Raw genomic sequence first — 12,634 nt, 5'->3', positions numbered from 1 at the left:
CCCATGGCTAGTGAAATTCTGATTGTCGATGACGAGGCCGATATTCGGGATCTCGTCGCGGGCATTCTCGAAGACGAGGGGTTCGTCACAAGGACCGCACGCGACAGCGACACGGCGCTCGCCGAGATCGCCAATCGCAGGCCGCACCTGGTGTTCCTCGACATCTGGCTGCAGGGCTCCAAGCTCGACGGCCTGCAGTTGCTGGAGCAGGTCAAGAAGGACAATGCCGATCTGCCGGTCGTGATGATTTCCGGCCACGGCAACATCGAGACCGCGGTCGCCGCGATCAAGCGTGGCGCCTATGATTTCATCGAAAAGCCGTTCAAGGCCGACCGGCTGATCCTGGTCGCCAACCGCGCGCTGGAGAACTCGCGGCTCAAGCGCGAGGTCAAGGAGCTGAAGCAGCTCGCGCCGAGCGCCAGCCAGCTGGTCGGCCGCTCGCCCAGCATGAACCAGCTGCGCCAGACCATCGAGCGCGCGGCCAAGGCCAACAGCCGCATCCTGATCGTCGGCCCCGCCGGCGCCGGCAAGGAGCTGACCGCGCGTACGCTGCATACGGCCTCGGGCCGCGCCGACGGCCCGTTCGTCGTCATCAACGCCGCCGCGATCACGCCGGAACGGATGGAGCACGAGCTGTTCGGTGTCGAGCAGTCCAACGGCGAGCAGCCGCGCAAGCCGGGCGCGCTCGAAGAAGCGCATGGCGGCACACTGTTCATCGACGAGATCGCGGATATGCCGCGCGAGACCCAGAACAAGATCCTGCGCGTGCTGGTCGAGCAGTCGTTCCAGCGCGTCGGAGGCACCGCCAAGGTGCAGGTCGACGTGCGCATCATCTCCTCGACCGCGCGCAACCTGGAAGAGGAGATCGCGGCCGGCCATTTCCGCGAGGACCTCTATCATCGGCTCTCGGTGGTGCCGATCCGCGTGCCGGCGCTGTCGGAGCGGCGCGAGGACATCCCGGAGCTGATCGACTACTTCATGGAGCAGATCTCGGCCGGCAGCGGCCTGCCCAAGCGCCAGATCGGGCAGGACGCGATGGCGGTGCTGCAATCGCATGTCTGGCCCGGCAACGTGCGCCAGCTCCGCAACAACGTTGAAAGAGTCATGATTCTGGCCGCCGGCGGCCCGGAGGTCATCATCACCGCCGACATGCTGCCGCAGGACGTCGGCTCGATGGTGCCGGCGATGCCCACCAGTAACAATGGCGAGCACATCATGGGCCTGCCGCTGCGGGAGGCACGCGAAGTGTTCGAGCGCGACTATTTGATTGCACAGATCAGCCGTTTTTCAGGAAATATTTCTCGGACGGCTGAGTTCGTTGGCATGGAACGGTCGGCACTGCATCGGAAGTTGAAGGCGCTCGGCGTCGGCTAGCGCTGCGACGTTGCAGCGGCATCTCGGGAATAAGCGAAGAAAATCATCGATTTCCGTAGTTTTTCGGGGCAATACGGCGCGGGCTGCCGCGTGAAGCGGCTTGCCTAATATCCCGACCTGTCTTCTAATCGAACCGCTGTTCCTCCCGAGGGGGATCTCATGAGGAACGGCAACCGGAAGAGGCCCCGAATTTCACAAAGAGGGCCGCAACCGGCGCAATAAAAAGAAACTCAAAGCGAGAAAAAAACAATGGCGGCAGACCGCGCACAAAACCTACAGGACACCTTCCTTAATCACGTTCGCAAAACCAAGACGCCACTGACGATCTTTCTGGTCAACGGAGTGAAGCTCCAGGGTATCGTGACCTGGTTCGACAATTTCTGTTTGCTGCTTCGTCGCGACGGTCACTCGCAGCTTGTCTACAAGCATGCGATCTCGACCATCATGCCGGGCGCGCCCATCCAGTTGTTCGAAGGCGGCGAGGATCAGCCGGCTTGAGAGTGATCTGATTGGAACCCCGGAATTTCGACGGGGATGCCGACCGTCGGCGGTCGGCAGGGGCTAAGCAGACGGGGCGGGTGCTTGTCATCGGCCCCTATTTGCGGGTGCGCGCGGGCAGTGCCGACGCGCAATCGGAAAGCCATGCCTCTTCTGGTCAAGTCGTGCGGGATGCCGAGGCCCGGCTCGATGAAGCCGCCGGCCTCGCGCGCGCGATCGATCTCGTCATTGCCGATGCGATCATCGCGCCGATCAGCCAGATCCGGCCCGCGACCTATATCGGCAAGGGCAAGGTCGAGGAGATCGCCGCGCTGGCCAAGAGCCTCGACGTCGAGCTCGTGGTGATGGATTGCGCGCTGGCGCCGATCCAGCAGCGCAATCTCGAGAAGGAATTGCACGCCAAGGTGCTCGACCGCACCGGTCTCATCCTGGAAATCTTCGGCCGCCGCGCCAAGACCAAGGAGGGCTCGCTCCAGGTCGAGCTCGCGCATCTCAACTACCAGCGCTCGCGCCTGGTTCGTTCGTGGACCCATCTGGAGCGCCAGCGCGGCGGTTTCGGATTCATGGGCGGTCCGGGCGAGACCCAGATCGAGGCCGACCGTCGCCTGATCCAGGAGCGTATCACCAAGCTCGAGAGTGAGCTGAAGAAGGTGCAGGCGACACGGCGGCTGCATCGCGCCGGCCGCCAGCGCGTGCCGTACCGCGTGGTCGCACTGGTCGGCTACACCAACGCCGGCAAGTCGACGCTGTTCAACCGCCTGACGCGCGCCGACGTGCAGGCGGCCGACATGCTGTTCGCGACGCTCGATCCGACCCTGCGCGCGCTCAACCTGCCGCATGGCGGCAAGGCGATGCTGTCCGACACCGTGGGCTTCATCTCCAACCTGCCGACGCAACTCGTCGCCGCCTTCCGCGCCACGCTGGAGGAGGTACTGGAGGCCGACGTCATCCTGCATGTCCGCGACATCTCGCATGGGGATGCCGAGGCGCAGCAAAGCGACGTCGACGCCGTGCTGCGCCAGCTCGGCATCAATCCAGACGACTCAGGCCGCATCATCGAGGTCTGGAACAAGATCGACCGTTACGAGCCCGAGCAGCGCGAAGAACTCTTGAACATCGCCGCGCGCAGGCCGGAGGATCATCCGGCGATGCTGGTCTCCGCCGTATCGGGCGAGGGCATCGACGCGCTGCTCGCCGCGATCGAGCAGCGGCTAGCCGCCAAGCGCACCACGCTCGATCTCTCCATCGACGCCGCCGACGGCGCCGGCATCAGCTGGCTGCACCGCAATTCCGAGGTGCTGGCCAAGGAGCTGCACGACGGCCGCTTCGACATGACGGTGCGGGTGGACGAGACCAAGCGGGATATCGTGGTGTCGAGGTTCGACGCCGTGCCGCATCATGCGACGTAGGTCCCGCCGCGGGAGTTACGCCAACTGCTTCCTCAACAGCGCTGTCGTCCCGGACAAGCGTAAGCGCAGATCCGGGACCCATAGCCACAGGACGTCGTTTGGCGAAGACTCGTGGTTATCAGATCGCCGCTACAACGCCTCCCTGGGGTTATGGGTCCCGGATCTGCGCGCGCTTGTCCGGGACGACAGCGGAGCTAGCTGCGCGCTTCCTTGCGTCCCTCTGAGGCCGGCTTCTCATCACCCTTCGCCGCATTCCACAACGCGTCCATCTCCGCCAGCGACGCCTGCTCGAGCGTCCGCCCCTGTGCCTCCAGTGCGCGCTCGATATAGGCAAACCGCCGCTCGAATTTCGCGTTCGTCGCGCGCAGCGCGGCTTCCGGATCGGCATCGACATGACGGGCGAGGTTGACGAGTGCGAACATCAGGTCGCCGGTTTCCTCGGCAAGCTCCTGATTGTCGTTGCGATCGAGCGCGGCCTCGATCTCGTCAGCCTCCTCGCGGATCTTTTGCAGCACCGCGCGCGGGTCGTTCCAGTCGAAGCCGACGGTGGAGGCCTTGCGCTGCAGCTCCATCGCGCGCGTCAGCGCGGGTTGGCCGGCCTTCACGCCTGACAGCAGCGATTTGTGCAACGGGTTTTCCTCCGGCGGCCGGCGCGCTGCGCGTTCGGCCTTCTCCTCGGCCTTGATGCGGTCCCAGACTTCCTTGACGTGGTGCGGGGCGAGATTGCCGTCCTTGTCGGCGAAGACATGGGGATGACGCCGGATCATTTTTCGGGTGATGGCCTCGACCACGTCCCCGAATGCAAATGCGTTCTGCTCCGACGCCATCTGGGCGTGGAACACGACCTGGAGCAGGAGGTCGCCGAGTTCTTCGCGCAAATCGTCGAGATCGCCGCGGGTGATGGCGTCCGCCACCTCATAGGCCTCCTCGATCGTGTAGGGCGCGATCGTCGAAAAGTTCTGCTCGAGGTCCCAGGGGCAGCCGGTCACTGGCGTGCGCAGTGCCGCCATGATCTCGATCAGGCGGGAAATGTCGCGGGAAGGGGTCATTGCGGGGCAGTCTCCTGGGTCCAAAGCCTTATGCCAAAAGCGGGCCGCCGTTCCCAGCGGCGTGCGGCGGAACAGGCCGATTTCCACCGATTGGCGGGCGAGGTGCGCAGTGCTAAAGCGCGGGCCATGAGTGACGCATTTTCCTCCGAAACCGCGCTGGTGCTGTTCTCCGGCGGCCAGGATTCCACCACCTGCCTCGCCTGGGCGCTGAGCCGCTTTGCCCGCGTCGAGACGCTAGGGTTCGAGTACGGCCAGCGTCATGCCATTGAGCTGGCCTGCCGCGAGCGGCTGTTTGACGGCATCAAGGGCCTGCGCGCCGATTGGGCCGCAAAGCTCGGGGAGAGCCATACGCTGTCGATCCCGACGCTGGCGGCTGTGTCCGAGACGGCGTTGACGCGCGACGTCGCGATCGCGATGGGGGCCGACGGCCTGCCCAATACCTTCGTGCCGGGCCGCAACCTTGTGTTCCTGACCTTCGCCGCGGCGCTGGCCTACCGGCGCGGCATCAGCCACATCGTCGGCGGCATGTGCGAGACCGACTATTCCGGCTATCCCGATTGCCGCGACGAGACCATCCGCGCCATGCAGGCCGCGCTCTCGCTCGGCATGGCGAGGCCCTTCGAGCTGCATACGCCGCTGATGTGGATCGACAAGGCCGCGACCTGGAAGCTGGCGCATGATCTCGGCGGCGACGAGCTGGTCGATCTGATCCGCGAGCAGTCCCACACCTGCTATCTCGGCGAACGCGGCGCGCAGCATGATTGGGGTTATGGCTGCGGCGAGTGCCCGGCGTGCAGCCTGCGGGCGAAGGGGTGGAACGAGTACGTGGCGGGGCGCTAATCAAGGAAATGGTGTCATCGCCCGCGAAGGCGGGCGATCCAGTATTCCAGAGACCATGCTTGAGCCGAGAAGCCGCGGCGTACTGGATTCCCCGCCTTCGCGGGGAATGACAGTGGAGGCCTTGGCGCGAGCGTGCCAATCAACGAGCTACCTAAAATCCTCGTCCCGCAGCTCGATCGGCTTGCCGTGCGGCGTGCGGTCCGCCGCGTGGTCCCAGGCGTCGCGGTAGCGGTGCAGCGTCTCCAATGATGCGACGCCTTTCCGCGCGACAAGGCCTTCCAGCGTGGCAAGCCAGTGCAGATAGTAGGTCTCGCCCGTGTCAGGATCACCGGCGGCCTGCGCGCGCTTGATCTCGTCGGCGAGCGCTGCGGCCCATTCGGGCCAGGTGAACACGCCGCGCTCGTGGAGGCTCAAGGCCATCGCGAAGGCATGCGCCTCCCAGGGCGCGCGGAACACCGGGCCATCGTCATCGCGGGGAATGCTCGGAATGGCCGCTGTGGCGGCGGCAGCAAGCGTGCTGCTCATCACGCCGGGTCCAGGTACGGCTCGAACGCGTCGATCGAGACCTTTAGCGTTGGATCGCCGTCCTCGCCCCAGAGATCGCGTCCCTCGAACACGACCGTATAGAGCCATTGCGGATTCTCGCCGCGCTCCATCGCGGCCGAATCCGGAAACACATGGCAGCCGTGGTTGAGCTCGACGACGCCGACATGCCCACGCACATAGCGCGGCAGCCGCGTGTGCGTCACCGGGTGAATGTTTTTCGCACGCACGCGATCGCCGATCTTGAACCTGGCGGGCGCCGGAGCAGGGCGGGCGAACTTGCCTCGCACCATGGTGCGCTCGACATCGTCGCGCTCCAGCTTGCCGTGCTTGAGCGCCTTTGCTGGCTGCAGCGCGTGGCCGGCGGCGACCTCCTCGCGGGTGAGATAGCCCTTCGCGATCAGCATCTCCTCGAGCCCGAGAAACCATTTCTTGTAGTAGGAGCTCGAGAGATAGATGTGCGGCGGGATCATCTCGCGATAGAAGCGCGAGGTGTCGATGTTGAAGGCGCCGGCCGCGCCCATCGCGCGCACCATCGCCAGGACCCGCGATTCCCACTCCGCATGGAACACCGGCTCGTTGGGCTCGGGCTCGACCTTGCCGAACCCGTCCATGCCGCCCATGTCGTGCACGCCGTTCATGACGGCGCTCCCGGCGTTTTCGGGAAGCCGGTGCCGATCATGGAATCGCGCGTGACGAGCTCGGCGAGCTGCTCCTCGCTCCAGCCTTCGGTGCCCTCAGGGCGCATCGGCAGCACCAGGAAGCGCGTCTCGGCTGTGGAGTCCCAGACCCGGATCTCCATGTCCTTCGGCAAGCTGACGTCGAAATCGGCGAGCACGCCGCGCGGATCCTTCACCGCGCGCGAGCGATAGGGCGCAGCCTTGTACCAGACCGGCGGCAGCCCCAGCATCTCCCAAGGGTAGCAGGAGCACAGCGTGCACACGACCATGTTGTGTCGCTCTGGCGTGTTCTCGACCACGACGAGATGATCGCCGACGCGGCTGACATGACCGAGCGTGCCGATCGCCTTGCTGCCGTCCTCGAGCAGCGCCTGCTTGAATGCCGGATCGGTCCAGGCCTTGGCGACGACGCGCGCGCCGTTGTGCGGGCCGATCTTGGTCTCGTAGGCCTGGATGATGGCATCGAGCGCCGCCGGCTCGACATAGCCTTTTTCGGTCAGGATCGTCTCGAGCGCGCGCACGCGCAGTTCGGTCTCGGACAGCTCGGAATGGTCATGATCGTGGTGATGATGATGGTCGTGATCGTGGCTCATGGCGGCAAAGATAGGCGCTTTGGTCCGTTTCTGTCGAGCGTTCGTTGTAGCGCAATCCGGCCACGTGTTCGTGACGCCGTTGTGCGCTAACATTGACGCCGGCAATCTGGCGAAGCCATCCCAACAGATCGTCCCGGACGGCCATTGATTGCACCGAGGACAATCCGTATACGCGGCGCAAGGGACAAAAGCGGCTCGGTCAGTTTGGCCGGACCAACGCGACGATCATCGAAGGGGAGGGCCCATGGCCGCTAGCTCGCAGGCGCCTGAGGGACAAGGGTTCCGCTGGAAGCTGATCGCGCCGCTCGTGGTGTGGCTGGCGATCTATCTGTGGCCGGTGCCCACGGGGCTCAACGTCAATCAGTGGCACTATTTTGCCGTTTTCGCGGCCGTCATCACCGGGCTCATCCTGGAATCGATGCCGGTCGGCGCGGTCGGATTCATCGGGCTGACGGTCGCGGGCGTCGCCGGCTATATCGATCCCGATCCCGGTAAATCGCTGCGCTGGATGCTGGCGGGCTTTGCCGAGAGCACGGTGTGGCTGATCGTCGGCGCCTTCGTGTTCTCGATCGGCTATCGCAAGAGCCAGCTCGGCCGCCGCATCGCCCTGGTGCTGGTTCAGAAGCTCGGCCGGAACACGCTCGGCTTGGGCTACGCAGTCGCCATGTCGGATTTTCTGCTCGCGCCGGCAACGCCGTCCAACACCGCGCGCAGCGGCGGCATCGTCTATCCCATCATCAGCAACATCCCGCGCATCTACGGCTCCGAGCCCGGACCGACCGCCGGCAAGATCGGCACCTATGTGATGTGGACGGCTTTTGCGGCAACCGCAGTCACCAGCTCGCTGTTCTTCACCGCGCTCGCGCCCAATGCGGCGGCGCTGGCCATCGCGAAGAAGACCGTCGGCGTCGAGGTCAGCTGGGGTCAGTGGTTCATGGGCTTTGCGCCGCTCGGCATCCTCCTGATGATCGTCGTGCCGCTGCTCAGCTACGTCGTGTGTCGGCCCGAGGTGAAGCGCAGCCCGGAAATCGCCGAATGGGCGGCGAAGGAGCTCGGCGCCATGGGCCCGATGTCGCGCAACGAATGGATCATGCTGGCGCTGATCGTGCTCGCGATGTTCCTGTGGATCGCCGGTTCCAGCCCTGACATCCGCGTCCCGGTGCTCGGCTCGAACTTCGTCAACGCCACCACCGTCGTCTTCATCGTGATCTCGTTGATGCTGGTCACGGGGGTGATCGAGTTTGCCGACATCGTCAGCGAAAAGAGCGCCTGGGAGGTGTTCTTCTATTTCACCTCGCTGCTGACGCTGGCCTCGGGCCTCAACGAGATCGGCTTCATCAAATGGTTCGCGACCGAATACGCAAAGCCGCTCGCTGGACTGTCGCCGTCGACTGCGATGCTCCTCTTGGTCGCGCTGTTCTTCTGGATCCACTATTTCTTCTCGAGCATCACCTCGCATGCGGCCGCCGTGCTGCCGGTGGTGCTCGCGGTCGGATCGGGCATTCCAGGCTTGCCGGTCACGACGCTTGCGATGCTCTGCATGTATTCGCTCGGCCTGATGGGCGTGATCTCGCCCTATGCGACGGGGCCGGCGCCGATGTATTTCGGCAGCGGCTTTATCGGGAAAGGGCAGTTCTGGGGCTTTGGACTGATCTTCGGGCTGCTTTATTTCGCGGGGCTCCTGCTGATCGTGCTGCCCTGGTTGAGGGTCTCCTGAGCCAGGTTAACGGCTGATCGCCCTCGGCGGAGGAATATTCTTCTCCGCGGAGGGATTGGGAAATCTTCGTCCAACTCCCGTCAAATATCTGAAATTGCAAGAAAGACCGGAAAAGGCGATGGTGCGTGCTGCGGTGCAGCGCGTTCGTTCCGGATCCTCACCGCTGTTTCTCTCCCCGTCGCGCGATGCGACCTGGTTCCCATCCGCCCCGGGGCGCTCGGGACAGCGAACTATTGTGCATGAAGGCCGCTTCCATGAATGTCCACCAATCGCTCGCGATCGGACAACCGATCGAAACGCTTGAAGCGATTTCACCCGCTGCGACCGAGCCGGACGCGATGGTCCGCTTCGAAGCCATCTCGAAGACCTATCCGGCCTATCGCGGCAAGCCCGGCGTCAACGCGCTGCAAAACATCGACTTCGCCATTCCGCGCGGTTCCATCACCGGCGTGATCGGCCGCTCCGGCGCCGGCAAGTCGAGCCTGGTGCGACTCATTAACGGCCTGGAGAAGCCGACCACCGGGCGCGTGATCGTGGACGGCCGCGATATCTCGGCGCTCGCGGGCCGCGAGCTGCGGCTGGCGCAGCGCTCGATCGGCATGATCTTCCAGCACTTCAACCTGCTGTCGTCGCGCACCGCGGCCGACAACATCGCGCTGCCGCTCGAGATCGCCGGCTGGGCCAAGGCCGACATCAGGGCGCGTGTGGCTGAGCTGCTCGCGCTCGTCGGCATCGCCGACAAGCATGATCGGTACCCTTCCGAACTCTCCGGCGGCCAGAAGCAGCGCGTCGGCATCGCACGAGCCCTCGCCACGCGACCGAGCGTGCTGCTGTCGGACGAGGCGACCTCGGCGCTCGATCCGCAGACCACGCGCGCGATCCTCGATCTGCTCGCCAACATCAACCGCGAGCTCGGCGTGACCATCGTGCTGATCACCCACGAAATGTCCGTGGTGCGCCAGCTCGCCAAGGAAGTGGTGGTGCTGGATGCCGGCCACGTCGTCGAGAGCGGCCATGTCGCCGACATCTTCACCCACCCGAAGCATCCGATCACGCAGTCCTTCCTCGCCGAGGTGATCGGCGACAGCCTGCCGGTGTCGCTGGCGAGCCGGATCGTGGCGGAGCGGTCTGCCGGCGGGCAGGCCGTGATCCGCGTCCAGGTGCGTGGGGCAGGGGCGGGCGACACAGTGGTGGCGCGGCTTGCGCGCGAACTCGGGCTCGACGTGTCGCTGCTGTCGGCGCGTATCGACGAGATCGGCGGCCAGCATGTGGGCTCGCTCGTTCTCGGTATACCCAGCCGCGAGGACGTGCAGGCGCGGGTTCTCGCCTGGCTCTCTCAATATCAATTCTCGGCGGAGCATCTCGGCTATGTCGCCTGAACTCATCAATCTGATCATCCAGGCCACGGGCGAGAGCCTGTACATGGTCGGCATCGCGGCGCTGCTCGGCACCGCTTTCGGCCTGCCGCTCGGCGTCTTCCTCGCCACCAGCCGGAAGGGGGAGCTGTTCGCATCGCCCCTCGTCAATCGCGTGCTCGGCATCATCGTCAATGCGACGCGCTCGACGCCCTTCATCATCCTGGTCGTCGCCATCATCCCGTTCACGCGGCTCGTCGCCGGCACCTCGATCGGCTCGACGGCAGCGATCGTGCCGCTGACCATCGCCTCGACCCCGTTCATTGCGCGCCTCGTCGAAGCCGCGATCCGCGAGGTCGATGGCGGCCTGATCGAGACCGCGTCCTCGTTCGGGGCCTCGCCCATCCAGATCGTGCTCAAGGTGCTGATCCCCGAGGCGCTGCCGGGCCTGCTGCTGGCACTGACGCTCGCGGTGGTCAGCCTGCTCGGCTACTCCGCCATGGTCGGCGCAGTCGGCGGCGGTGGCCTTGGCGATCTTGGCATCCGCTACGGCTACCAGCGCTTCATGCCGGAGATGATGCTCGCGGTCGTCGTCGTGTTGATCGCGCTGGTGCAGATCGTCCAGAGCGCAGGCGACTATCTGGCACGCCGGGTCAATCGCCGGCTGCGGCACCGCTGAACCAAACGTTCTGAAACTGGAGACATCTATGCGTTTTCTCGCAACCCTTGCGGCTGCAGCCTTGCTTGCGACCTCAGCTCAGGCCGAAACCATCCGCGTCGGCGTCACCGCCGGCCCCCATGCCGAGATTATGGACGTCGTGAAGAAGGTCGGCGCCGAGCGCGGCCTCGACATCAAGGTGGTCGAGTTCACCGACTACGTGATCCCGAACCAGGCGCTGGCGCTGAAGGATCTCGAGGCCAACTCATTCCAGCACGAGCCGTACTTGAAGAACCAGATCTCCAAGACCGGCTGGAAGATCGTCAAGGTCGCCAGCACGATCGGTTCGCCGCAGGGCGTCTATTCGCAGAAATACAAGAAGCTCGCCGATCTGCCGGAGGGTGCCCGCGTCGCCATCGCCAACGATCCCTCCAACGGCGCCCGCGGCCTGATGATCCTGGCGCTGCACGGCGTGATCAAGCTCAAAGACCCGAACAACGTCTCCTCGACCATTGCCGACATCACAGACAACCCGAAGAAGCTGCGCTTCGTCGAGCTCGATGCCGCCCAGCTCCCACGCGCGCTGCAGGACGTCGACGTCGTCTCGATCAACAACAATTACGCGGTGCAGGCCGGCCTCAATCCCGCGACCGACGCGATCGCCCGCGAAAATCCTGACGGACCCTGGGTCAACATCCTCGCCGTGCGCGAGGAAGACAAGGACAAGCCGTGGGTGAAGCCGCTGATCGAGGCCTATCACTCCGCCCCCGTGAAGGCGTTCCTGGAGACGCGCTTCAAGGGCACGTACTTGCCAACCTGGTAAGGCAGTGGGCGCGTCAGGCCGCCAGCCTGGCGCGCCGCAGTGTCTTCGACGGCAGTTCGGAGGCGCAGGAGGGCAGCCACAAGGCCTGGCGAGGTTGCAAACTAGCTGGCCGCCAGTTCGGCGTCGCTGACCGCCGGGCCAGCCACGAGGCTGTCGAGGTCGACCAGCAGCAGATCGGCAATGTGCGTGAGCTGGTGCAGCGGGATGCTGATCTCGCCGCGCTCGGCCCGGGAGACATCGTCGGGTGAGACGCCAATGAGGTCCGCCATCTGACTCTCGGTATAGCCCCGTGCCTCGCGCGCGCCGCGGACCTGCACGCCGATATGCCGCCGGTGCAGAGCCTGCTCTTCCTCGGTCATCATGAGAGCCTGCTCGTCGAGGCTCGCAACGCCGTCCGCGAAGGCGACGCCGAGCAGCCGCCGCTTCTGCCAGGCGACACGACAGGTCTTTCGCAGCCCGTCGGCAAAGATCAGCGTGGCCTGTTTCGGAAACGCCAGCGACCAGTCGAGCTTCAGCCGCGCGCCGGTGCCTGATACGTCTGCGATCGTGCAGGGGATGGTGACGGTGCCCCTGGCGCCGTCGAACTCGACGAGCCCCGTCCTCGCCGTGGATTGCCTGGTCGCAGCGCGCAATTCGCTCATGGACGTCGAACCCCGGATGCCCAGCATAGGCTGGCACAGAACGTTGCCGCATGGTCTGCAACGCAAATGAAATATCCCGCAACAGAGTCTACCCTCGGGGTCCCTCGGGCTCAATCGAGCGCCGAGGCCATGGTAAAGGATTCGTTCTCCGCGCCTGCTTGCGATGTCGCTGGTGATCGCGCTCCGTCGCGTTGACCGCGGTCGCCTGGAACGATTCCAAATCCGCGCGCCTCTCTCCGCACCTGAGCGCATTCGCCGCATGTGCTGCGCACAGGTCTGGAGAAGTTCTAACCCGGTTCCTATCGCGCTCCGAAATCGCCTGCGTTAGGGCGAGGCATCAAAAACGATACCGGCGAAGCCGGCAGTGCGTGGGGCCACTAAAGACGTGACAGACTTCCAACTTCCTTCGCGTTCAGACACGCGTCTTCGACAAGTTCAGGTGCTCTTCTTCGGC

The 12,634-nt window shown here is 64.9% G+C and carries 13 protein-coding genes; 8 read left to right on the top strand and 5 right to left on the bottom strand.

Going from position 1 to position 12,634, the window contains the following annotated elements; all coding sequences use genetic code 11:
- Positions 1-3 precede the first annotated feature (3 nt).
- The 3 genes from GGD63_RS02000 to hflX all read left to right on the top strand — a co-directional run bounded on the left by GGD63_RS02000 (position 4) and on the right by hflX (position 3,281).
- Positions 4-1,374, top strand: coding sequence for a sigma-54 dependent transcriptional regulator (locus GGD63_RS02000; protein WP_183239223.1), 1,371 nt, complete (start codon positions 4-6; stop codon positions 1,372-1,374).
- Positions 1,375-1,623: 249 nt separating this feature from the next.
- Positions 1,624-1,872: an RNA chaperone Hfq gene (gene hfq, locus GGD63_RS01995; protein ID WP_007591126.1), complete on the top strand. Its 249-nt coding sequence runs from the start codon at positions 1,624-1,626 to the stop codon at positions 1,870-1,872.
- Between the two features lie 11 nt (positions 1,873-1,883).
- Positions 1,884-3,281, top strand: coding sequence for a GTPase HflX (gene hflX, locus GGD63_RS01990; protein ID WP_183239222.1), 1,398 nt, complete (start codon positions 1,884-1,886; stop codon positions 3,279-3,281).
- 194 nt (positions 3,282-3,475) lie between these two features.
- Here hflX and mazG read toward each other — a convergent pair whose 3' ends face one another.
- The gene (mazG, locus tag GGD63_RS01985) at positions 3,476-4,330 is read right to left on the bottom strand and encodes a nucleoside triphosphate pyrophosphohydrolase (protein ID WP_183239221.1); all 855 of its coding nucleotides are present in this window, start codon (positions 4,328-4,330) and stop codon (positions 3,476-3,478) included.
- A gap of 126 nt (positions 4,331-4,456) precedes the next feature.
- Here mazG and queC point away from each other — a divergent pair, with 126 nt between their 5' ends.
- Entirely contained in the window at positions 4,457-5,170 is a 714-nt protein-coding gene (gene queC, locus GGD63_RS01980) for a 7-cyano-7-deazaguanine synthase QueC (RefSeq protein WP_183239220.1), read from the top strand.
- 147 nt (positions 5,171-5,317) lie between these two features.
- On the opposite strand, the gene GGD63_RS01975 is transcribed toward queC, so the two are convergent.
- The 3 genes from GGD63_RS01975 to nthA are packed head-to-tail and all read right to left on the bottom strand — an operon-like array spanning position 5,318 to position 6,986.
- Complete coding sequence (locus GGD63_RS01975) at positions 5,318-5,695, bottom strand: nitrile hydratase accessory protein (RefSeq protein ID WP_183239219.1); 378 nt, start codon at positions 5,693-5,695, stop codon at positions 5,318-5,320.
- A complete protein-coding gene (gene nthB, locus GGD63_RS01970; RefSeq protein WP_183239218.1) occupies positions 5,695-6,354 on the bottom strand; it encodes a nitrile hydratase subunit beta in 660 nt (219 codons plus the stop codon). Before nthB ends, GGD63_RS01975 begins: the two co-directional genes overlap by 1 nt.
- Complete coding sequence (nthA, locus tag GGD63_RS01965) at positions 6,351-6,986, bottom strand: nitrile hydratase subunit alpha (protein WP_183239217.1); 636 nt, start codon at positions 6,984-6,986, stop codon at positions 6,351-6,353. The genes nthB and nthA overlap by 4 nt, the downstream gene beginning before the upstream one ends.
- A 244-nt stretch (positions 6,987-7,230) precedes the next feature.
- Between nthA and GGD63_RS01960 the strand changes: the two genes are divergently transcribed.
- From GGD63_RS01960 to GGD63_RS01945, 4 genes are all read left to right on the top strand, one after another.
- On the top strand, positions 7,231-8,703 hold the full coding sequence (locus GGD63_RS01960; protein ID WP_183239216.1) for a DASS family sodium-coupled anion symporter: 1,473 nt from the start codon (positions 7,231-7,233) through the stop codon (positions 8,701-8,703).
- Between the two features lie 239 nt (positions 8,704-8,942).
- Complete coding sequence (locus GGD63_RS01955; protein ID WP_183239215.1) at positions 8,943-10,082, top strand: methionine ABC transporter ATP-binding protein; 1,140 nt, start codon at positions 8,943-8,945, stop codon at positions 10,080-10,082.
- Entirely contained in the window at positions 10,072-10,737 is a 666-nt protein-coding gene (locus GGD63_RS01950) for a methionine ABC transporter permease (RefSeq protein ID WP_183239214.1), read from the top strand. Before GGD63_RS01955 ends, GGD63_RS01950 begins: the two co-directional genes overlap by 11 nt.
- A gap of 28 nt (positions 10,738-10,765) precedes the next feature.
- The gene (locus GGD63_RS01945; protein ID WP_183239213.1) at positions 10,766-11,539 is read left to right on the top strand and encodes a MetQ/NlpA family ABC transporter substrate-binding protein; all 774 of its coding nucleotides are present in this window, start codon (positions 10,766-10,768) and stop codon (positions 11,537-11,539) included.
- 101 nt (positions 11,540-11,640) lie between these two features.
- Here GGD63_RS01945 and GGD63_RS01940 read toward each other — a convergent pair whose 3' ends face one another.
- On the bottom strand, positions 11,641-12,180 hold the full coding sequence (locus GGD63_RS01940; RefSeq protein ID WP_183239212.1) for a helix-turn-helix transcriptional regulator: 540 nt from the start codon (positions 12,178-12,180) through the stop codon (positions 11,641-11,643).
- Positions 12,181-12,634: the final 454 nt, after the last annotated feature.

It is taken from the genome of Bradyrhizobium sp. cir1 (genome assembly GCF_014198245.1).
GTDB lineage: Bacteria > Pseudomonadota > Alphaproteobacteria > Rhizobiales > Xanthobacteraceae > Bradyrhizobium.
Note: the sequence above shows the minus strand (reverse complement) of the source record. Positions and strands in the feature narration are given on the sequence as shown.

Bases quoted from the DNA above. Each gene is read 5' to 3' on its own strand.
- GGD63_RS01945 (WP_183239213.1), top strand. From the start codon at position 10,766: ATGCGTTTTCTCGCAACCCTTGCGGCTGCAGCCTTGCTTGCGACCTCA.
- mazG (WP_183239221.1), bottom strand. From the start codon at position 4,330: ATGACCCCTTCCCGCGACATTTCCCGCCTGATCGAGATCATGGCGGCA.
- GGD63_RS01940 (WP_183239212.1), bottom strand. From the start codon at position 12,180: ATGAGCGAATTGCGCGCTGCGACCAGGCAATCCACGGCGAGGACGGGG.
- GGD63_RS01960 (WP_183239216.1), top strand. From the start codon at position 7,231: ATGGCCGCTAGCTCGCAGGCGCCTGAGGGACAAGGGTTCCGCTGGAAG.
- GGD63_RS01955 (WP_183239215.1), top strand. From the start codon at position 8,943: ATGAAGGCCGCTTCCATGAATGTCCACCAATCGCTCGCGATCGGACAA.
- nthA (WP_183239217.1), bottom strand. From the start codon at position 6,986: ATGAGCCACGATCACGACCATCATCATCACCACGATCATGACCATTCC.
- queC (WP_183239220.1), top strand. From the start codon at position 4,457: ATGAGTGACGCATTTTCCTCCGAAACCGCGCTGGTGCTGTTCTCCGGC.
- hfq (WP_007591126.1), top strand. From the start codon at position 1,624: ATGGCGGCAGACCGCGCACAAAACCTACAGGACACCTTCCTTAATCAC.
- nthB (WP_183239218.1), bottom strand. From the start codon at position 6,354: ATGAACGGCGTGCACGACATGGGCGGCATGGACGGGTTCGGCAAGGTC.
- GGD63_RS01950 (WP_183239214.1), top strand. From the start codon at position 10,072: ATGTCGCCTGAACTCATCAATCTGATCATCCAGGCCACGGGCGAGAGC.
- GGD63_RS01975 (WP_183239219.1), bottom strand. From the start codon at position 5,695: ATGAGCAGCACGCTTGCTGCCGCCGCCACAGCGGCCATTCCGAGCATT.
- GGD63_RS02000 (WP_183239223.1), top strand. From the start codon at position 4: ATGGCTAGTGAAATTCTGATTGTCGATGACGAGGCCGATATTCGGGAT.